This window comes from Pseudomonas sp. NPDC089407 (assembly GCF_044900445.1).
Taxonomy (GTDB): Bacteria; Pseudomonadota; Gammaproteobacteria; order Pseudomonadales; family Pseudomonadaceae; genus Aquipseudomonas.
The window spans coordinates 60419-80577 of record NZ_JBJDNB010000010.1 but is presented as its reverse complement, the minus strand read 5'-3'; the positions used below and the strand labels follow the sequence as shown (position 1 = coordinate 80577).

15 protein-coding genes are annotated in these 20159 nt (G+C 62.6%); 6 read left to right on the top strand and 9 right to left on the bottom strand.

The annotated features are described in order from the left end of the window. The first annotated feature begins 7 nt into the window (after window positions 1-7). Genes mfd through ACI2KG_RS10165 form a run of 3 tightly spaced genes read left to right on the top strand, consistent with a single transcriptional unit; the run spans window position 8 to window position 7361 of the window. Window positions 8-3457 carry a transcription-repair coupling factor gene (mfd, locus tag ACI2KG_RS10175; RefSeq protein ID WP_404661778.1) on the top strand — a complete coding sequence of 1150 codons (3450 nt, stop codon included), beginning with the start codon at window positions 8-10 and terminating at the stop codon, window positions 3455-3457. 9 nt (window positions 3458-3466) lie between these two features. Next, entirely contained in the window at window positions 3467-4039 is a 573-nt protein-coding gene (locus ACI2KG_RS10170) for a CsiV family protein (RefSeq protein ID WP_367245542.1), read from the top strand. 4 nt (window positions 4040-4043) lie between these two features. After that, window positions 4044-7361: an SNF2-related protein gene (locus ACI2KG_RS10165; RefSeq protein ID WP_404661777.1), complete on the top strand. Its 3318-nt coding sequence runs from the start codon at window positions 4044-4046 to the stop codon at window positions 7359-7361. Window positions 7362-7705: 344 nt separating this feature from the next. Here ACI2KG_RS10165 and nagZ read toward each other — a convergent pair whose 3' ends face one another. Then, complete coding sequence (gene nagZ, locus ACI2KG_RS10160) at window positions 7706-8704, bottom strand: beta-N-acetylhexosaminidase (RefSeq protein WP_404661863.1); 999 nt, start codon at window positions 8702-8704, stop codon at window positions 7706-7708. An 83-nt stretch (window positions 8705-8787) separates the two neighbouring features. Continuing rightward, window positions 8788-9495, bottom strand: a complete 708-nt coding sequence (locus ACI2KG_RS10155; protein WP_201206567.1) for a TetR/AcrR family transcriptional regulator — start codon at window positions 9493-9495, stop codon at window positions 8788-8790. Between the two features lie 214 nt (window positions 9496-9709). Here ACI2KG_RS10155 and lexA point away from each other — a divergent pair, with 214 nt between their 5' ends. Then, window positions 9710-10318, top strand: coding sequence for a transcriptional repressor LexA (gene lexA, locus ACI2KG_RS10150; protein WP_110745794.1), 609 nt, complete (start codon window positions 9710-9712; stop codon window positions 10316-10318). 13 nt (window positions 10319-10331) lie between these two features. Further along, entirely contained in the window at window positions 10332-10808 is a 477-nt protein-coding gene (gene sulA / locus ACI2KG_RS10145) for an SOS-induced cell division inhibitor SulA (RefSeq protein ID WP_404661776.1), read from the top strand. A 50-nt stretch (window positions 10809-10858) separates the two neighbouring features. Here sulA and ACI2KG_RS10140 read toward each other — a convergent pair whose 3' ends face one another. The 7 genes from ACI2KG_RS10140 to ACI2KG_RS10110 form a co-directional block, all read right to left on the bottom strand. Next, window positions 10859-11092: a hypothetical protein gene (locus ACI2KG_RS10140; protein ID WP_201206570.1), complete on the bottom strand. Its 234-nt coding sequence runs from the start codon at window positions 11090-11092 to the stop codon at window positions 10859-10861. 50 nt (window positions 11093-11142) lie between these two features. Beyond that, entirely contained in the window at window positions 11143-11658 is a 516-nt protein-coding gene (locus ACI2KG_RS10135) for a DUF6586 family protein (RefSeq protein WP_404661775.1), read from the bottom strand. 192 nt (window positions 11659-11850) lie between these two features. Further along, complete coding sequence (gene topA / locus ACI2KG_RS10130; protein WP_404661774.1) at window positions 11851-14463, bottom strand: type I DNA topoisomerase; 2613 nt, start codon at window positions 14461-14463, stop codon at window positions 11851-11853. A 100-nt stretch (window positions 14464-14563) separates the two neighbouring features. Then, window positions 14564-14815 (bottom strand): DUF1653 domain-containing protein, encoded by a 252-nt coding sequence (locus tag ACI2KG_RS10125; RefSeq protein WP_201207180.1) that lies wholly within the window; start codon window positions 14813-14815, stop codon window positions 14564-14566. Window positions 14816-14892: 77 nt separating this feature from the next. Further along, the gene (gene fadA, locus ACI2KG_RS10120) at window positions 14893-16068 is read right to left on the bottom strand and encodes an acetyl-CoA C-acyltransferase FadA (protein ID WP_201207179.1); all 1176 of its coding nucleotides are present in this window, start codon (window positions 16066-16068) and stop codon (window positions 14893-14895) included. Window positions 16069-16099: 31 nt separating this feature from the next. After that, a complete protein-coding gene (fadB, locus tag ACI2KG_RS10115; protein ID WP_404661773.1) occupies window positions 16100-18247 on the bottom strand; it encodes a fatty acid oxidation complex subunit alpha FadB in 2148 nt (715 codons plus the stop codon). 882 nt (window positions 18248-19129) lie between these two features. Then, window positions 19130-19567, bottom strand: coding sequence for a hypothetical protein (locus ACI2KG_RS10110; RefSeq protein ID WP_404661772.1), 438 nt, complete (start codon window positions 19565-19567; stop codon window positions 19130-19132). Between the two features lie 110 nt (window positions 19568-19677). Here ACI2KG_RS10110 and ACI2KG_RS10105 point away from each other — a divergent pair, with 110 nt between their 5' ends. Continuing rightward, complete coding sequence (locus ACI2KG_RS10105; RefSeq protein ID WP_099453382.1) at window positions 19678-20118, top strand: universal stress protein; 441 nt, start codon at window positions 19678-19680, stop codon at window positions 20116-20118. Window positions 20119-20159: the final 41 nt, after the last annotated feature.

The following is a 20159-nucleotide window of genomic DNA, read 5'->3' as shown; positions in this document are numbered from 1 at the left end:
ATCTCCCGTGTCAGTTCTGCGCCTACCGCAAATGTCGGCCACGGCCGGCAAACAAACCTGGGGCAACCTGCCCGGTGCCGCCCTCAGCCTTGCTATCGCCGAGGCCGCCAGCAGCGCTGGCCGCTTCACCTTGCTGCTGACGGCCGACAGCCAGGCCGCCGACCGTCTGGAACAGGAGCTGCGCTTCTTTGCTCCGGACCTGCCGGTGCTGCCGTTTCCCGATTGGGAAACCCTGCCCTACGACCTGTTCTCGCCGCACCAGGACATCATCTCGCAGCGCATCGCCAGCCTGTACCGCCTGCCGGAGCTGAGCCACGGCATCCTCGTGGTGCCGGTCACAACCGCCCTGCACCGCCTGGCACCCACGCGTTTCCTGCTGGGCAGCAGCCTGGTGCTGGATGTCGGCCAGACCATCGACGTCGAGCAGATGCGCTTGCGTCTGGAGGCCAGCGGCTACCGTTGCGTCGACACCGTCTACGAGCATGGCGAGTTCGCCGTGCGTGGCGCACTGATCGACCTGTTCCCGATGGGCAGCAAGCTGCCCTACCGCATCGACCTGTTCGATGACGAGATCGAGACCCTGCGCACCTTCGACCCCGAGACCCAGCGCTCGATCGACAAGGTCGACTCGATCCGCCTGCTGCCGGCGCGCGAGTTCCCGATGCAGAAAGAGGAAGTCACCCGCTTCAAGGCGCGTTTCCGCGAGCGCTTCGACGTCGACTTCCGCCGTAGCGCAATCTTCCAGGACCTGGCCAGCGGCATCATCCCTGCCGGTATCGAGTACTACCTGCCGCTGTTCTTCGAAGAAACCTCAACCCTGTTCGACTACCTGCCGGCCGATACCCAGGTGTTCTCGCTGCCGGGCGTGGAGCAGGCCGCCGAACACTTCTGGAACGACGTGCGCGGGCGTTATGAAGACCGCCGCGGCGACCTCAGCCGGCCACTGCTGCCGCCGGCCGAGCTATTCCTGCCGGTAGAAGACTGCTTCGCCCGGCTCAAGCAATGGCCGCGGGTGGTGGTCAGCAGCGACGACCTCGACCCGGGCGCAGGCCGCGAGCGCTTCCCGGCACGCACCCTGCCCAACCTGGCCATCGAAGCCAAGGCCAACCAGCCACTGGCCGAACTGGCCAGCTTCCTCGACCAGTTCCCGGGCCGCGTGCTGTTCACTGCCGAATCGGCAGGCCGCCGCGAAGTATTGCTGGAGCTGCTCGAACGGCTGAAGCTGCGGCCGCACACCGTCGACGGCTGGGACGACTTCATTACCGGTGCCGAGCGCCTGGCAATCACGATCGCCCCGCTGGACGACGGCCTGCTGCTGGACGACCCGGCCATCGCCCTGATCGCCGAAAGCCCGCTGTTCGGCCAGCGTGTAATGCAGCGCCGGCGCCGTGACAAGCGCGGCGAAACCGCCAACGACGCGGTGATCAAGAACCTTACCGAGTTGCGCGAAGGCGCGCCGGTGGTGCACATCGACCACGGTGTAGGCCGCTACCTGGGCCTGGCCACCCTGGAAATCGACGGCCAGGCCGCCGAATTCCTCACGCTGGAATACGCCGAGAACGCCAAGCTGTATGTGCCGGTGGCCAACCTGCACCTGATCGCCCGCTATACCGGTAGCGACGATGCCCTGGCACCCTTGCACCGGCTCGGCTCGGAAACCTGGCAGAAAGCCAAGCGCAAGGCCGCCGAACAGGTGCGTGACGTGGCCGCCGAGCTGCTCGACATCTATGCCCGCCGCGCCGCGCGCAAGGGCTATGCGTTTGCCGACCCGTCGGCCGACTATGCCACCTTCAGCGCCGGCTTCCCGTTCGAGGAAACCCCTGACCAGCAAGCCGCCATCGAGGCCGTGCGTGCCGACATGCTGGCACCCAAGCCGATGGACCGCCTGGTCTGCGGCGACGTCGGCTTCGGCAAGACCGAAGTGGCCATGCGCGCAGCGTTCATCGCCGTGCACAGTGGCCGCCAGGTGGCCGTACTGGTGCCCACCACCCTGCTCGCCCAGCAGCACTACAACAGCTTCCGTGACCGCTTTGCCGACTGGCCGGTAACCGTCGAAGTGATGAGCCGCTTCAAGTCGGCCAAGGAAGTGGCCGCCGCCGCTGCCGACCTGGCCGAAGGCAAGATCGACATCCTGATCGGCACCCACAAGCTGCTGCAGGACGATGTACGCTTCAAAGACCTGGGCCTGGCCATCATCGACGAAGAGCATCGCTTTGGCGTGCGCCAGAAGGAGCAACTGAAGGCCCTGCGCAGCGAGGTCGACATCCTTACCCTCACTGCAACGCCAATCCCGCGTACGCTGAACATGGCAGTGGCGGGCATGCGCGACCTGTCGATCATTGCCACGCCGCCAGCGCGCCGCCTGTCGGTGCGCACCTTCGTCATGGAACAGAACAAGAGCACGGTCAAGGAAGCGCTGCTGCGTGAGCTGCTGCGCGGTGGCCAGGTCTATTACCTGCACAACGATGTGAAAACCATCGAGAAGTGCGCCGCCGACCTCGCCGAGCTGGTACCCGAGGCACGCATCGGCATCGGCCATGGGCAGATGCGCGAGCGCGAGCTGGAACAGGTGATGAGCGACTTCTACCACAAGCGCTTCAACGTGCTGGTGGCCTCGACCATCATCGAAACCGGTATCGACGTGCCCAGCGCCAATACCATCGTCATCGAGCGCGCCGACAAGTTCGGCCTGGCGCAGCTGCACCAACTGCGCGGCCGGGTAGGCCGTAGCCACCACCAGGCCTATGCCTACCTGCTCACGCCCACCCGGCAGAAAGTCAGCGCCGACGCCGAAAAGCGCCTGGAAGCAATTGCCAACACCCAGGACCTGGGCGCCGGCTTCGTGCTGGCCACCAACGACCTGGAAATCCGCGGTGCCGGCGAGCTACTGGGCGAAGGCCAGAGCGGGCAGATCCAGGCGGTTGGTTTCACCCTGTACATGGAAATGCTCGAGCGCGCTGTCAAGGCAATCCGCAAGGGCACCAAGCCCAACCTTGAGCAGCCGCTGGGCGGTGGCCCGGAGATCAACCTGCGCCTGCCGGCGCTGATCCCCGAGGACTACCTGCCCGACGTCCATGCACGGCTGATCCTGTACAAACGCATTGCCTCGGCCGCCGACGAAGAAGGCCTCAAGGACCTGCAGGTCGAGATGATCGACCGCTTCGGCCTGCTGCCGGAGCCGACCAAGAACCTGATGCGCCTGACCTCGCTCAAGCTGCACGCGGAAAAGCTCGGCATCAAGAAAGTCGATGCCGGCCCCAACGGCGGCAAGCTCGAGTTCGAAGCCGAAACCCCGGTCGATCCGCTGACCCTGATCAAGCTGATCCAGGGCCAGCCCAAACGCTACAAGTTCGAAGGCGCGACCCAGTTCCGTTTCCTGGTGCCGATGGAACGCCCCGACGAACGCTTCAATACTCTGGAGGCGCTGTTCGAGCGCCTGACCCCACAGCCTGCCTAAGGAAGATCCATGCGTGCCATCCGTTGCCTGACCTTGCTGCTGGCGCTGTTCGCCCCGGCGGCCTTCGCCGAAGGCCTGTATCAGGTAGAAATGATCCTGGTGCGGCAGAACAGCGTGCCTGCCTTTACCAGCCCGTTCGCCCCCGAAGACTGGAGCGCTGGCGCTCCACGCCTGGAGAAGGACGCCGAGCGCCGCCTGGCGCTGGAAGACGAAGCCACTCGCCTGGAAGCTACCGCCGACTACACCGTGCTGCTGCACAAGGCCTGGCAACAGCAAGTGGGCAGCGAGCCAAGCCGCATCGCCCTGGGCGAAGGCGCCGAGCAGTTCGGCCACTTCCCCATCGAAGGCAACCTCAGCATCGCCGAGGGCCGCTTCATCGCGGTCGAGGCCAACTTCTGGGTCAACCAGCTGGACGGCAACGGCAGCGTGCTGCAAAGCGAGCAGTTCAAGCAGAGCAACAGCAACGTCAAGGGCGGTCAGCTGACCTTCCTCGACGGCGGGCACCTGGCGGTGCTGCTGAAGGTGACACCGCCGGGTACGCCGAAAATGCCGGCGATGGACCCGGAGATGATGGAGCAGTAAACGCATGAAGCAAGATGCCGCCGAGTTGGTCAATGCATACCCGAACTGGACCCAATCGTTCAGCAAGGCAACCCTGCAACGCGGTCAACACTATGCCGAGGAAGGCCGGGTCGAACTGGAGGGCATTTACGACCAGATGATCACGGCCAACTGCCAGGGGAGCGGTGACAATACCTACTCACAGACCATCGACCTGCGGATAGCGGGCGGCCGGTGCCATGTACAGGGTGAGTGCGATTGCCCAGTACGGCAGAACTGCAAGCATTGCGCCGCAGTACTGTTCAGCATCAGTGATCCCCACGCGGGTAATCAGGACGCGCAAGCCACCCCAGGCACCTTGTCGGCCGAGCTGCAACACTGGTTGAGCGGCCTTGAGCAGGCGCCGCCCAAAGCCGCCGCAGCCGACGACAAACGCGGGCGCATGGTGTGTTATCAGCTGCAACTGGCCGATGATGCCGGCTGTTCTCTGCTGGTTCGCAAGGGCACGCGCAGTGAAGAGGGCATCCGCTTCAGCCGGGTTCAGTCGCTCTACGATTTTCTCTATGAACCGCCACGCTTCGTGACGGAAGACGATACCCGCATCCTGCGTTTGCTCGCAGCCCTGAACCAGGGTGGCGGGCAGGATCGCGGCTACAAACTCAAGGGCCAGGAAGGTGGCGAGCTGTTCCAGCGCGCTTTGGAAACAGGGCGCATGTTCTTTGATGTCGACCTGCCGCTGCTGCGTGAAGGCCCCGTGCGTCATGCCGAGTTTCGCTGGGTACGCCTGGAAAACGGCAACTACCGGGGGCTGTGGCACAACGGCGAGGAACTGCTGCGCTGCGTCATCCCCCTGCTGCCGTTGTACTACTTCGATGTGCTGACCAGCGAAGTGGGCAGGATCGAACACAGCCTTGACCCGCACGTAGCCGTGCAACTGACCATCGCGCCCGATGTGCCGGAGCACCTGGTCGTACCCCTGAGCCACAAGCTCAACGCGCTCAGCCACAAGGTGCCAACACCGACGCAAGTGCAAGAGCAGGTGTTCGACAGCATTCAACCCAAACCCATGCTTGCGCTGGGGAGCCTCGAATACACCGCCTACATGCCGAAAACCGGACGCATGCAACGGCAAATGCAACATCGCGCTGCATTGGCGTTCGATTATGACGGCCTGCAAGCCAGCGGCAGCGATGACAAGCCACTGACCCGGCTGGCAGGCAACACCAGCCAGCGTATTCGTCGACAGGCTCAAGCTGAACAGGCGCTGCGCAAGATACTGCGCGACTTCGGCTTCAAACCCGCCACCCGCCAGAGCAAGGCTTTGCCCGACAGCGCCGGCGAAATGTACCAGTTGCCCGACGACGAAGCCTGGCTGCGCTTTGCCCGCGAAGGGCTGCCGCGCCTGCGCGAAGCCGGCTGGGACATCGACATCCACCGCGACTTTGCCTTCAACCTGCAAGAGGTAGACGACTGGTACGCCACCATCGACGAAGCCCCCGGCCACGAATGGTTCGACCTGGAGCTGGGTATCGTGGTCGACGGCCAGCGTCACAGCCTGTTGCCGATCGTGCTGCAACTGCTGCGCAGCAGCCCTGAGTTGCTGCGCCCCAGCGAGCTGGCCCGGCGCAGCGACGACGAACACCTGCTGATCGACCTCAATCGCGGCCGCCTGGACGCCCCGGCCCTGCGCGTCGCCCTGCCCTACGGCCGCATCAAGGCCGTGATGGGCACCTTGGGCGAATTGTACCTGCACGAAGACACCGCAGGCCCGGCCCTGCGCATGGAACGTGCCGACGCCGCGCGCCTGAATGAAATCGAAGGCCTGCCGCTGCACTGGGAAGGTGGCGAACATGTGCGCGACCTGGGCCGCCGTCTTCGCGATGCCCGCAACCTGCAGGTAGAGCCACCCACCGGGCTACAGGCCAGCTTGCGCCCCTATCAGCAGCAAGGCCTGAACTGGTTGCAGGCACTGCGCGAGATAGGTACCGGCGGTATCCTCGGCGACGACATGGGCCTGGGCAAGACCCTGCAGGCCCTGGCCCACCTGCTACTGGAAAAACAAACCGGGCGCCTGAACGCCCCGGCTCTGGCGGTGATGCCGACCAGCCTGATACCCAACTGGCTGGACGAAGCCCAGCGTTTTGCCCCCAACCTGCGTGTACTCGCCCTGCACGGGCCGGGGCGCAGCAAGCACTTTGTCAAGCTGCATGAATACGACCTGGTCCTGACCACCTACGCGCTGGTGCCGCGCGATCTCGAACACCTGCGCACCCAAGCCTGGCACGTACTGGTGCTGGACGAGGCGCAGAACATCAAGAGCAGCACCAGCAAGGCCGCCCTCGCCGTCTGCGAGCTACAGGCCAGCCAGCGCCTGTGCCTGACCGGCACGCCGATGGAAAACAACCTGGGCGAACTGTGGTCGATCTTCCACTTTCTGATGCCGGGCTGGCTGGGTGATCTCAAGCGCTTCAACCAGGACTATCGCACGCCGATCGAGCGTCACGGCGACACCGAACGCATGGCCCACCTGGCCAGCCGCATCCGCCCGTTCCTGTTGCGTCGCACCAAGGAACAAGTGGCGACCGAGCTGCCGGCCAAGACCGAGATGGTGCACTGGGTCGAACTCAGCGACGCCCAGCGCGATACCTACGAGGCCGTGCGGGTAGCCATGGACCAGAAGGTCCGCGACGAAATCGCCCGCAATGGCGCCGCGCGCAGCCAGATCGTGATCCTTGACGCGCTGCTCAAGCTGCGCCAGGTGTGCTGCGACCTGCGCCTGGTCAAGGGCGTGGAAAGCAAAGGCAACCAGGCCGACAAAGGTAAGTTGGGCGCGCTGCTGGAAATGCTCGAAGAGCTGCTCAGCGAAGGGCGCCGGGTGCTGTTGTTCTCGCAGTTCACCTCGATGCTGGCGTTGATCGAACAGGAGCTGGAGAAGCGCAAGATCCGCTACAGCCTGCTGACGGGCGACACCCGCGACCGACGCAAGCCGGTGCAGCAGTTTCAGCAGGGTGACAGCGAGGTATTCCTGATCAGCCTCAAGGCCGGTGGCGTGGGCCTGAACCTGACGGCGGCGGACACGGTGATCCACTTCGACCCATGGTGGAACCCGGCCAGTGAAAACCAGGCTACCGACCGCGCCTACCGCATTGGCCAGGACAAGCCGGTGTTCGTGTTCAAGTTGATTACCCGGGGCACGGTGGAAGAGAAGATCCAGTTGTTGCAGCAGGAGAAGGCGGCGCTGGCGGCTAGCCTGCTGGATGGTGGGCAGGCTGGGCAGTGGCGGCTGGGGGATGAAGAGATCGAGGCGTTGTTTGCGCCATTGCCTGGGAAGCGTGGGCGGTGAGTGTTTCGGGGCGCATGACTTGAGGGTTTTGTCGCCTGTGAGATCGAGCGCCGCCCGCGCGGCGCTTCGCGGGACAAGCCCGCTCCCACATCTGTTTCGGGCCAATCACTCCTGTGAGGCCACCTCTTTCCGCCTTGTTTGTTCCATTCAATATTGAAGGTTACGCAGTTGCTTTTCATCCATCTCCAGCCATGCACCAAGACTGCAACCTATCTGGCACAGGAATGATTGGCCCGAAACAGATGTGGGAGCGGGCTTGTCCCGCGAAGCGCCGCGCGGGCGGCGCTCGATCTCACAGGCGACAAAAACCTCAAGACAGACACCTCAAGACAGACTCAACCAGATCAATCGACCAGCTGTGCCTCCTTCAACGCCCCCAACGCCTCCAGCCACCGTGGCTGCTGGCGATAGTCAGTCCGTGCAAAGCCCTGCCCACGCATCCGCGCAATCCGCGGCGAGGGCTTCACCTTCATCCGCTGCGCCGCACTCAACGCCAGCTCCGCCGCCGCCCGGTCATTGCACACAAGGCCCATGTCACAGCCAGCGCTCAACGCCGCCTCGATACGGCTGGCCGCATCACCCACCACATGGGCACCGGCCATCGACAGGTCATCACTAAAGATCACCCCGTCAAAGCCCAACTCGCCACGCAGGATGTCCTGCAGCCAGCGCCGCGAGAAGCCAGCCGGCTGGTTGTCGACTTGCGGGTAGATCACATGCGCCGGCATCACCGCCGCCAGCTGCCCGCTCAGGCGGCTGAACGGCACCAGGTCGGCCTGGCGCAGCTGCTCAAGGCTGCGCTCATCGGTCGGGATGGCCACATGCGAGTCGGCCTCGGCCCAGCCGTGCCCAGGGAAGTGCTTGCCACAGGCAGCCATGCCCGCCGCATTCATGCCACGGATGAACGCCCCAGCCAGTTGCGTGGCGCGTAGCGGGTCACCCTCGAAAGCACGGCTGCCGACCACGGCGCTGCGCTGGTGATCCAGGTCGAGTACCGGGGCGAAGCTCAGGTCAAGGCCAGCCGCCAGCACCTCGGTCGCCATCAGCCAGCCACACTGCTCGGCCAGGTATTCGGCGTTGTCGTTGTCGGCCAGCGCGCGCATGGCTGGCAGCCGTACAAAACCCTGGCGCAGGCGCTGCACGCGGCCACCTTCCTGGTCCACCGCCAGGATCAGCTCAGGGCGAATGGCGCGGATGGAAGCACACAGCTCACGCACCTGGCGCGGGCTGTCGATGTTGCGGGCAAAGATGATCAGGCCAGCCACTTCGGGCTGGCGCAGCAGGTGACGGTCTTCGGCGGTCAGCCATTTACCGGCGATATCCACCATCAGGGAGCCTTGCAGGCTGACGGTCATGGGTAATCCTTCATTGAAGACTGAACAGAAGCCGCGCTAGCTTAGCCCAAGCGCAACGCCCCGCCCAGCCTTCACGCCTTGGCGGTGGTAGCGCTGGTCTTGCTGCGCGGGCGCAGTTGCGCAGTGGCCATGGCGTCATCGGTAACGCCACTGTCAGCGCGCATGCCGGCAGCCAGGAACGGCACCATCAGGCGCATTACCTGCTCGATCGAGGTGTTGATGCCGAAATCGGTCTCGGCAATCGCACGCAGGGCCTTGATGCCGGACATGCTGAAGGCGGCGGCGCCAAGCATGAAGTGCACGCGCCAGAACAGCTCCAGCGGCGGGATGCGCGGCGCGGCCTCGTTGACCAGCAGCATGTAGCGGCGGAACACCTTGCCGTACATGTCTTCCAGATACCGCCGCAGGTGGCCCTGGCTCTGGCTGAAGGCCAGGCCCAGCAAGCGCATGAAGATCGACAGGTCGTTGTTGCTGCGCGGCTGCACGGCCAACGCCTGCTCGACCAGCATTTCCAGCAGCTCTTCGAGGCTCGGCTTTTGCTCCGGCTTGGCCTGGCGCCGCTCCAGCTCACGTTCGAGGCTGGCGCAGAATGGCCCCAGGAAGCGCGAGAACACTGCCTGGATCAGAGCCTTCTTGGAGCCGAAGTGATAGTTGACCGCCGCCAGGTTGACCCCGGCCTTGCTGGTAATCAGCCGCAACGAGGTTTCGGCGAACCCCCTTTCCGCGAACAGCTGCTCGGCAGCATCGAGAATGCGTTCAACGGTTTCCGATTGGGCCATGACTACTCCGACTACTCCGCCAGACAAACAGGTGTTTGAAACATACGTTTCAGCCCTGCTTCTGTCAAGGCTCGGTGACTGGCCGGTCGCCATTTAAAAGCGCCAGATGGGCGGCTGCAAGCGCCATTCCTGCTGTTATTGCAGGTTTTGGCTTGCAGCGCATCCAGTACTGTATATAATCCCAGTCACTGTACAAAAAGACAGAGCGCTCCCCATGTTGAAACTGACGCCACGCCAAGCCGAGATTCTCGCGTTCATCAAGCGTTGCCTGGAAGACAACGGCTTCCCGCCAACCCGCGCCGAGATCGCTCAGGAGCTGGGCTTCAAGTCGCCCAACGCTGCCGAAGAACACCTCAAGGCCCTCGCCCGCAAGGGTGCGATCGAAATGACCCCGGGCGCCTCCCGCGGCATCCGCATCCCTGGCTTTGAAGCCAAGGCCGAAGAAAGTGGCCTGCCGATCATCGGCCGGGTGGCTGCTGGCGCACCGATCCTTGCCGAACAGCACATCGAGCAATCCTGCAACATCAACCCGGCTTTCTTCCACCCCCAGGCCGACTATTTGCTGCGCGTACACGGCATGAGCATGAAGGACGTCGGTATTTTCGACGGTGACCTGCTGGCCGTACATACCTGCCGCGAAGCCCGCAATGGCCAGATCGTGGTAGCCCGCATCGGCGACGAAGTCACCGTCAAGCGTTTCAAGCGCGAAGGCAGCAAGGTCTGGCTGCTGGCCGAAAACCCCGAATTCGCCCCCATCGAAGTCGACCTGAAAGAACAGGAACTGGTGATAGAGGGCTTGAGCGTCGGCGTCATTCGCCGCTGATCCAGGAGGCGTCATGCAGCAGTTCATTCACGCACCCGAGCAAGCCCAGTTGCCGTTGTTCGAAGCATTCCTCGCCCAACCCGTACTACCTGGCCTGAAAGCCAGCGAACTGGCACGCAAGATCACCCAGCCCGAGCTGTTCAGCGAACTGTCGCTGCGCGGGGCTCCCGGGCACTGCCAAAGCCTGCTGGCACCGGTACTGCGCGAGCTGAGCGAAGAGGACGAGACCCGCTGGCTGACCCTTATCGCCCCGCCTTCGAGCCTGACCCAGGCCTGGCTGCGCGATGCTGGCCTCAACCGTGAACGTATCCTGCTGCTGCACCCTCGCAGCAACCAAAGCCCGCTGCACCTGGCCTGCGAAGTGTTGCGCCTGGGGCTCAGCCACACCGTGGTCAGCTGGCTGGGCAGTGTCAACGCCACTTCACGCCAGCAACTGCTGCGCGCAGCCAGTGCCGGAAATGCACAAAGCCTGAACATCCGCCTCGGCTGATGTTCAGGCTTTGCCTGCTACTTCAAAAAGCCTGACGCCCTGCTGCTGCATCAGTGCAGCACACGTGGCCCTTCATCTTTCTCCAGCTCGCCATCCATCAGGCGACCGGCCATCTGCACGCCCACGCTGAGCATGGCCTTGGCCACTTCAACATGCTGGCCCTGCAGGAATACCTTGGCGTCTTCCGAGAAATCCAGGGTTACCAGAGAGCCCTCATCCTCGGCGCGACGCAGTTCGATGCGGCCATCGGGCAACTCGACAATTTCCAGAAACGACGTAGACATAAATGGCAGTTCTCCGCGAAAGGCCAGCATTGTACCAGCCGCTGCGGTTATCAGCACTCACTCAACGCGTCACGGAAACGTCTCACCAGGCCTTTAAGGTTGTTGCGCCAGCTTTCCAACTCGGCATGCGACAGCGCTGGATGCTCCGGCTCATCGAGGTTGACCGCTTGGATCAGTGGCTGGGTCACGTCGGTTTTTGGCGCTTTCCTGGCGACAGGTGGTCGGAACAAATCGGCATAAGCACTGAGCATTTGCGCCAGCCAGGTCTCGCGCTGGCGGGCCAGCTCCAGCAGTTCGGCCACCTCCGGAATGGCGATGCCGTTCAGGGTGTCGTCGGCCAGGGCTTGCTCCACCGCTGCCACAACTGGCAGGCGGTAGAAAGCGCCGATTTCGTGGCACATGCCCAGCAATGCACCGTACAGGTGAAACAGCGCCGACTCACGCTCGGCCTGGACCAGGCCCTGGGCGTTCATGGCCTGGCTTTGCTCGGCCTTGGCCATGGACTCCAGGGCGAGGCCGGCGAAGAACAGTTTCTGGTTGGTGCGGGTGTAGGTTTCCTGGGCCATTGCGAATGACCTCCCATTAGGCTGCAAGGCAAGTGTCTACATCATAAATGATTGGGGCCGCTTTGCGCCCCATCGCCGGCAAGCCAGCTCCCACAGGTACTGCATCAGGCCCGAGACCTGTGCAGTACCTGTGGGAGCTGGCTTGCCGGCGATGGGCCGCGAAGCGGCCCCAATTTTTACAGCACTGTCAGATCAGCGCTTGTCTTCAACTTTCCACGCACCACCGTCGTAAAACGCCTTCCACCCCGTCGGCTTGCCATCCACCTCGGACTGCACGTACTGCTCCTTGGTCTTGCGGCTGTAGCGGATCACCGCCGGGCGACCATCCGGGTCTTTCTGCGGCGCATCGCACAGGAAGTGGTATTTCGGGTCAATCTCATGTTTGTGCGGCACAATCTCCAGCACCAGCGGTGCGCGGGTTTCGCGGTTCTTGGGGAACTGGCTGGCGGCCAGGAACAGCCCCGAAGCGCCGTCGCGCAACACGTAGGTGTCATCGACCTTCTCGCATTTGAGTTCCGGCATGTCCACCTTGTCCATCTTCGGTGGCGCCGCTTCGCCGCTCTTCAGCAGCTTGCGGGTGTTCTTGCACGCTGGGTTGGTGCAGCCGAAGAACTTGCCGAAACGGCCCGTCTTCAATTGCATCTCGCTGCCACACTTGTCGCACTCCAGGCTCGGCCCTTCGTAGCCCTTGATGCGATAGCTGCCTTCCTCGATCTCGTAGCCGGCGCAATCCGGGTTGTTACCGCAGATGTGCAGCTTATGCTTCTCGTCCAGCAGGTAGGCATCCATCGCCGTGGCGCAGATCGGGCAGCGGTGCTTGCCCAGCAGCACGCGCGACTCCGACTCACCCTCGTCATCCGCAGCAATCTCGTCGCCCGGCACCAGGTTAACGGTAGCCTTGCAACGCTCTTTTGGCGGCAGGCTGTAGCCCGAACAGCCGAGGAACACACCCGTGGAAGCCGTGCGGATCATCATCGGCCGGCCACATTCCTTGCACGGAATGTTGGTCATGGTCGGCTGGTTGGCACGCATGCCGTCTTCACTGGACTCGGCAGTCTGCAGCTTCTTGCTGAAGTCGCCGTAGAACTCGTCAAGCACGTTCTTCCAGTCACGCTCGCCCTGGGCCACGTCGTCGAGGTTCTCTTCCATGTCGGCGGTAAAGCCGTAGTCCATCAGGTTGGAGAAGCTCTCCGACAGGCGCTCGGTGACGATATCGCCCATCTTCTCGGAGTAGAAGCGGCGGTTGTGCAGGGTCACGTAGCCACGGTCCTGAATGGTGGAAATGATCGCCGCATAGGTCGACGGGCGGCCAATGCCGCGCTTTTCCATTTCCTTGACCAGGCTGGCCTCGGTGAAGCGTGCCGGTGGCTTGGTGAAGTGCTGGCTCGGGTCGATCTGCAGCAGCTTCAGCGCCTCACCCTGGACCATCTCTGGCAGCACGTCGTCTTCGCCCGGCTTGCTCTGCTGTGGCAGCACGCGGGTATAACCGTCGAACTTGAGGATACGGCCCTTGGCGCGCAGCTCGAAGTCGCCGGCAGCCACAGTAACGCTGGTGGACAGGTACTGCGCCGGTGGCATCTGGCAGGCCAGGAACTGGCGCCAGATCAGCTCGTACAGGCGCTCGGCGTCCCGCTCCATGCCACTGAGCTTGGTCGGGTGAGTGTTCACGTCGGAAGGACGAATGGCTTCGTGCGCTTCCTGGGCGCCTTCCTTGCTGCCGTAGACCAGCGGCGCCTCCGGCAGGTACTGCTTGCCGAATTCGCGCTCGATGTAGCTACGCGCCATGTCCAAGGCGTCGCCCGACAGGTTGGTCGAGTCGGTACGCATATAGGTGATGTAGCCCGCTTCGTACAGGCGCTGGGCCATCATCATGGTCTTTTTCACACCGAAACCCAGGCGATTACTGGCTGCCTGCTGCAGGGTGGATGTGATGAACGGTGCCGACGGCTTGCTACTGGTCGGGCGGTCTTCGCGCTTGACCACGCTGTAGCTGGAAGCCTTGAGCTTCTCCAGCGCCGCCATGGCCTGGGCTTCGTTCAACGGTTTGAAGGCCTCGCCCTTCTCGCGCGCCACTTCGAAACGCACCTTGGCGTTTTTCGCCGTACCGAGGTCGGCGTGGATCTCCCAGTACTCTTCCGGGATGAACGCACGGATTTCACGCTCGCGCTCCACCACCAGCTTCACTGCCACCGACTGCACGCGACCGGCGGACAGGCCACGGGCAATCTTGGACCACAACAGTGGCGAAACCATGTAGCCGACCACACGGTCGAGGAAGCGCCGGGCCTGCTGGGCGTTGACCCGGTCGATGTCCAGCTCACCCGGTTGCGAGAACGCTTCCTGGATGGCCTTCTTGGTAATTTCGTTGAACACCACGCGCTTGTAGCGGGTGTCGTCGCCGCCGATGGCCTCGCGCAGGTGCCAGGCGATGGCTTCCCCTTCGCGGTCCAAGTCGGTTGCGAGATAGATGGTGTCAGCATCTTTGGCCAGGCGGCGCAGCTCTTCGATCACCTTTTCCTTGCCAGGCAGGATCTCGTACTTGGCCTTCCAGCCGTGGTCGGGGTCCACGCCCATGCGCGCCACCAGCTGGCGGCGGGCCTTTTCTTTTGGCGACAGGGCCGGAGCCTCACCCGCAGCAGCCTTGCCACGCTTGGCGGCCGGCTCTTTGCTTGCGCTGGCCGAACCGCTGGTGGGGAGGTCTCGGATATGGCCGATACTCGACTTCACCACGTACTGGTTGCCCAGGTACTTGTTGATGGTCTTGGCCTTGGCCGGGGATTCCACAATGACCAGCGATTTGCCCATGGATCGGAGTATTCCTGAATCTGAAGATAAAAAACGCGTCAGGTGCCAGACGCGGCACCGCTATATATAGTGGCAAAAGTGTGAGGTCAAGTTCGAACGATCACGCGTGCGACTTGCCCAGCAACCCGGGCAGCCCCTCTTCGGCCTTGACCAAAGCAAAGCGTGGCACCTGCTCGCCGTCAACCTCGACGGACTCCTGGAACATCGAAAGTGGCCGCACCCAGAAGCTGTAATCACCATACAGGCATTGGTAGAACACCATCCACTCTTCGTTCTCGGAGTGCCGCGCAACACTGAAGACACGGTACTCAGGCCCTTTGTAATGCCGGTATACGCCTGGTTGTATCTGCATGTTGCCCACCCTCTTGAATAAAACCTGAAAAAAACAAAACCGGGGCACAAGGCCCCGGCTGCTGTCCCGCTACGCGATCAGACGCGTTCGAAGACAGTGGTGATACCTTGACCAAGGCCGACGCACATGGTCGCCACCCCCAGGGTACCGCCATTTTGCTTCATGACATTGAGCAGGGTGCCGGAAATACGTGCCCCAGAGCAACCAAACGGGTGGCCCAAGGCAATGGCGCCGCCGTGCAGGTTAACCTTCTCATCCATCTTGTCGAGTACTTTCAAGTCTTTCAGCACTGGCAGGGCCTGTGCAGCGAAGGCTTCGTTGAGCTCGATGAAGTCGATGTCGGCCATGGTCAGGCCGGCGCGCTTGAGGGCTTTCTGGGTCGATGGCACCGGGCCGTAGCCCATGATTGCCGGATCGACGCCGGCCACCGCCATCGAACGGATCACCGCCAATGGCTGGATACCCAGGTCCATGGCACGCTGGCCGGACATGACGATCATGCACGACGCGCCGTCGGTGATTTGCGACGAGGTACCGGCCGTGACCGTACCGCCCTTCGGGTTGAACGCAGGCTTGAGCGACGCCAGGCCTTCGAGCGTGGTTTCCGGGCGAATAGTTTCGTCGAAATCGAACACCTTCAGGAAGCCGTTCTCATCAAAGCCCTGCATCGGGATGATCTCGTCCTTGAACTTGCCTTCGACCGTGGCCTTGTGGGCCAACTGGTGCGAACGCACGCCGAACAGGTCCTGCTGCTCACGGGTGATGCCGTGCATCTTGCCGAGCATTTCTGCAGTCAGGCCCATCATCCCGGAAGCCTTGGCGGCATGCAAGGACAGGTGCGGGTTGGGGTCGACGCCGTGCATCATGCTGACGTGGCCCATATGCTCCACGCCACCCACCACGAACACATCACCGTTACCGGTCATGATCGCCTGGGCAGCGGTGTGCAGTGCACTCATCGACGAACCGCACAGGCGGCTGACGGTCTGCGCTGCGGAGGTGTGCGGGATCTGGGTCATCAGCGAGGCCATGCGGGCAATGTTCCAGCCCTGCTCCAGGGTCTGGTTGACGCAGCCCCAGATCACGTCCTCGACTTCTTTCGGGTCGACCTTGCCGTTGCGTTCCAGCAGCTTGCTGATCAGGTGCGCCGACATGTCTTCGGCGCGGGTGTTGCGGTGCATGCCACCCTTGGAGCGGCCCATTGGCGTGCGACCGAAGTCGACAATCACCACGTCTCTTGGATTCAGGCTCATATCAAATCTCTCGCTCTAGCTCGTTGACCGCTCAGTTGAAGAAGCGCTGGCCGCTCTTGGCCATTTCACGCAGCTTGGCGGTCGGGTGGTACAGCGGCCCCAGGTCGGCGTACTGATCGGCCAGGGCAACGAATTCGGCGACACCGATCGAGTCGATGTAGCGCAGCGCACCACCGCGGAAAGGAGGGAAACCAATGCCGTAGACCAGGCCCATGTCGGCTTCGGCAGCGGTTTCGACGATGCCGTCTTCCAGGCAGCGCACGGTCTCCAGGCACAGCGGCACCATCATCCAGTTGATGATGTCTTCGTCGGTGACTTCACGCTGTTCGAACACGACCGGCTTGAGCACGTCGAGCACGTTGGCGTCGAAGACCTTCTTCGGCTTGCCGCGCTTGTCGGTTTCGTAGGCGTAGAAGCCCTTGCCGTTCTTCTGGCCCAGGCGGTTGGCTTCGTACAGCGCATCGACGGCCGAGCGGCGCTCGTCCTTCATGCGGTCCGGGAAGCCTTCGGCCATGACATCACGGCCATGGTGGCCGGTGTCGATGCCAACCACGTCCATCAGGTAGGCCGGGCCCATCGGCCAGCCGAACTTTTCCATGACCTTGTCGATGCGCACGAAGTCGACACCGGCGCTGACCAGCTTGGCGAAACCGCCGAAGTAAGGGAACAGCACGCGGTTGACCAGGAAGCCCGGGCAGTCGTTGACCACGATCGGGTTCTTGCCCATTTTCTTGGCGTAGGCCACGGTGGTGGCGACCGCCACTTCACTGGACTTCTCGCCACGGATCACTTCCACCAGCGGCATCATGTGCACCGGGTTGAAGAAGTGCATGCCGACGAAGTTTTCCGGGCGCTTGAGCGCCTTGGCCAGCAGGTTGATGGAGATGGTGGACGTGTTGGAGGCAAGGATCGCATCCTCCTTCACCTGCCCTTCCACTTCAGCCAGTACCGCCTGCTTGACCTTCGGGTTCTCGACCACCGCCTCGACTACAATGTCGACATTGGCGAAATCGCCATAGGACAGGGTCGGGCGAATGGCGTTGAGTGCCTCGGCCATCTTGGCCGGGGTAAGGCGGCCCTTGTCGACGCGGTTGCCGAGCAGCTTGGAGGCCTCGTTCAAGCCCAGCTGGATGGCTTCCTCGCGAATGTCCTTCATCAGGATCGGAGTGCCCTTGACCGCCGACTGGTAGGCGATGCCGCCACCCATGATGCCGGCGCCGAGCACGGCGGCCTGCTTCACGTCGTGGGCGATTTCGTCATGCGCCTTGGCCTTGCGCTTGAGCTCCTGGTCGTTCAGGAACAGGCCGATCAGGCTTTCGGCGACCGAGGTCTTGGCCAGCTTGGCAAAGCCTGCGGCCTCGACTTCCAGGGCCTTGTCGCGGCCGAAGTTGGCGGCTTTCTGAATGCTCTTGATGGCTTCGACCGGGGCCGGATAGTTCGGGCCGGCCTGGCCGGCGACGAAGCCCTTGGCGGTTTCGAAGGCCATCATTTGCTCGATGGCGTTGAGCTTGAGCTTTTCCAGCTTCGGCTGGCGCTTGGCCTTGTAGTCCAGCTCGCCGCTGATGGCGCGCTTGATCAGGTCCAGGGCACCGGCCTGCAGCAGCTCCGGGGCAACCACGGCATCGACGGCACCGACTTTCAGGGCGTCTTCGGCGCGGTTTTCCTTACCGGCGGCGATCCACTCGATGGCGTTGTCCGAGCCGATCAGGCGCGGCAGGCGCACGGTACCGCCAAAGCCCGGGTAGATACCCAGTTTGACTTCCGGCAGGCCGATCTTGGCGCTGGCGGACATGACCCGGTAGTCGGCCGCCAGGCACATTTCCAGGCCGCCACCCAGGGCGATGCCGTTGATGGCGGCAACGGTGGGCACTTCGAGGTCTTCGAAGGCGTTGAAGATGCGGTTGGCTTCCAGGTTGCCGGCGACCAGTTCGGCCTCGGGCAGCTTGAAGTTGTCGACGAACTCGGTGATGTCGGCGCCGACGATGAACACGTCCTTGCCACTGCTGACGATAACGCCCTTGACCGAGGCGTCGGCCTGAATGGCTTCGACAGCCTGGCGCAGCTCGTTCAGGGTCAGGCGGTTGAACTTGTTGACGGACTCACCCTTGAGGTCGAACTTGAGCTCGACGATGCCACTTTCAAGAGCCTTAACCGTGATGGCTTTACCTTCGTAAATCATCAACTGATCTCCACGATATGGAAGCTGAACTGTACACGCCGATCGCTGTAGCAAGAGCAGGCCTATCTGCCCCGCCCCAGGCACACCCGTCAGCGCGCTAGTCGGAAGTATGGCTTGGCGTCATGACATACAAACGCTCAATTCATACGCCCGTTTGATTTGGGTGTGCACACATTCTCCGAAAAGATCGGCATTGTCAAATGCTCGCGAGCGCGGCGAAAACGCGACTTTCCGGTCATTTTGTATCGTCTTGGTACAAAACATGCTGACAGTGATCGCTGAGCATTCATGTGAGCGATTGACTATGGCGCAGGGGGATCGTTGCAGTTTTTGGGTGTATGGCTTGGGGTTTATGGGGGCATTGAGATCGAGCGCCGCCCGCGCGGCGCTTCGCGGGGCAAGCCCGCTCCCACATCTGTTTCGGGCCAGTTATTCCTGTGCCCTTGGCGCGCGCACCCTGGGCGCATGGCTGGAAATTGATGAGGAGCAGGGGCGCAGCCGATATCGAATGGAACAAACAAGGCGGCCAGCGGTGAACTCACAGAAGTGACTGGCCCGAAACAGATGTGGGAAGCGGCCTTGTGCCGCGAAGCGCCGCGCGGGCGGCGCTCGATCTCACAGGCGATAAAAATGTTGTGCCAAGCACCTCTCAGCCGAAATGCTTTATCAAAGCAGCCCCAAAAAATTCTCCAAACACATCACTGGCAACCGGCTACACTCCCACTTGCTTGAATAAATACCCGGCCTGCCTGGCCTTTTCTGCGACAGCAGAACGCAAAGCGGCGACTTGGCACCCCACCCCTTCAGGGGTATGCCAAGCCGCCGCTTTGTCGTTATGTGTTGTGAAACTCCCACAGGGGGTGTCAGCTCAAGAATCAGCTGTCAGGCCAAGGTTTCGAGGACGTAGGCAACATCCTGCAATACAGCCGTATCGCCCCGCTCGGTCCAGTACAGGGCAATCATCCGCGCATCGGCCTCGACCTTGTAAACACTTACCGGCAAGCGCGCCAATGCCTCGACAAAGCGAGGATCTTCACAGGGTTCGCGCCACTGGTTCCACCACACCCCCGGAGTAACTTGCCAGAAGCTGAAGCTGTCTTCATGCCCGCGGCGGCGCGCCCGATGGTACTGCGGGCAAGGGCTTGGCGGCTCTTTCTCCAGCCAGTGCGGCCACTGCTGCGGCGCCAGTTGCATGGCCAGGCCCATGCGCCGTGCCTCCAGGCGCAGCTTCATCTGCTCGCTCTGTTTGCGCGAGCTGCGCAGCCAGGAAAGCGGGCTGAGAATCAGCGCAAGGATTGACACCACCAGCAATACCGTCATATCAGTAGACCCCATAAAGCGTTGCAAATGAGCTGGTTAGCCATTTTTCACGGAAGACCCGCCCGAAAGCGACCATACTTCTTCTATCGCGATTGTCAGGAGTACCGCTCATGCAATACGAACATTTGTTGGTCGCCGTCGACCTGACCGAAGAATGCGACCCGGTGATCAAGCGCGCCATGAAGCTCGCCGAGCCCTCAGGCGCCAAGGTGTCGCTGGTGCACATCGTCGAGCCGATGGCCATGGCCTTTGGCGGTGACGTCCCCATGGACCTGTCGCAGCTGCAACAGCAGCAGTTCGACCAGGCCAAGGAGCGCATGGAGCGCCTGTTCAACAAATACCCGGATATCAACCGCGGCGATTCGCACCTGACCTACGGCCAACCGCGCCAGGAAATCCACCAGTTGGCCAAGGACCAGAAGTGCGACCTGATCGTCGTCGGCAGCCATGGCCGCCATGGGCTGGCCCTGTTGCTAGGGTCGACAGCCAATGACGTGCTGCATGGTGCGCCGTGTGATGTGCTGGCGGTGCGGTTGCAGAAGAAGGAATGATTTAACTTGTACCGGCCCTATCGCCGGCAAGCCAGCTCCCA

Coding starts and splice junctions, on each gene's coding strand:
- ACI2KG_RS10170 (WP_367245542.1), top strand. CDS start 3,467: ATGCGTGCCATCCGTTGCCTGACCTTGCTGCTGGCGCTGTTCGCCCCG.
- ACI2KG_RS10165 (WP_404661777.1), top strand. CDS start 4,044: ATGAAGCAAGATGCCGCCGAGTTGGTCAATGCATACCCGAACTGGACC.
- ACI2KG_RS10155 (WP_201206567.1), bottom strand. CDS start 9,495: ATGGCCCAATCGGAAACCGTTGAACGCATTCTCGATGCTGCCGAGCAG.
- lexA (WP_110745794.1), top strand. CDS start 9,710: ATGTTGAAACTGACGCCACGCCAAGCCGAGATTCTCGCGTTCATCAAG.
- sulA (WP_404661776.1), top strand. CDS start 10,332: ATGCAGCAGTTCATTCACGCACCCGAGCAAGCCCAGTTGCCGTTGTTC.
- ACI2KG_RS10140 (WP_201206570.1), bottom strand. CDS start 11,092: ATGTCTACGTCGTTTCTGGAAATTGTCGAGTTGCCCGATGGCCGCATC.
- ACI2KG_RS10135 (WP_404661775.1), bottom strand. CDS start 11,658: ATGGCCCAGGAAACCTACACCCGCACCAACCAGAAACTGTTCTTCGCC.
- topA (WP_404661774.1), bottom strand. CDS start 14,463: ATGGGCAAATCGCTGGTCATTGTGGAATCCCCGGCCAAGGCCAAGACC.
- ACI2KG_RS10125 (WP_201207180.1), bottom strand. CDS start 14,815: ATGCAGATACAACCAGGCGTATACCGGCATTACAAAGGGCCTGAGTAC.
- fadA (WP_201207179.1), bottom strand. CDS start 16,068: ATGAGCCTGAATCCAAGAGACGTGGTGATTGTCGACTTCGGTCGCACG.
- fadB (WP_404661773.1), bottom strand. CDS start 18,247: ATGATTTACGAAGGTAAAGCCATCACGGTTAAGGCTCTTGAAAGTGGC.
- ACI2KG_RS10110 (WP_404661772.1), bottom strand. CDS start 19,567: ATGACGGTATTGCTGGTGGTGTCAATCCTTGCGCTGATTCTCAGCCCG.
- ACI2KG_RS10105 (WP_099453382.1), top strand. CDS start 19,678: ATGCAATACGAACATTTGTTGGTCGCCGTCGACCTGACCGAAGAATGC.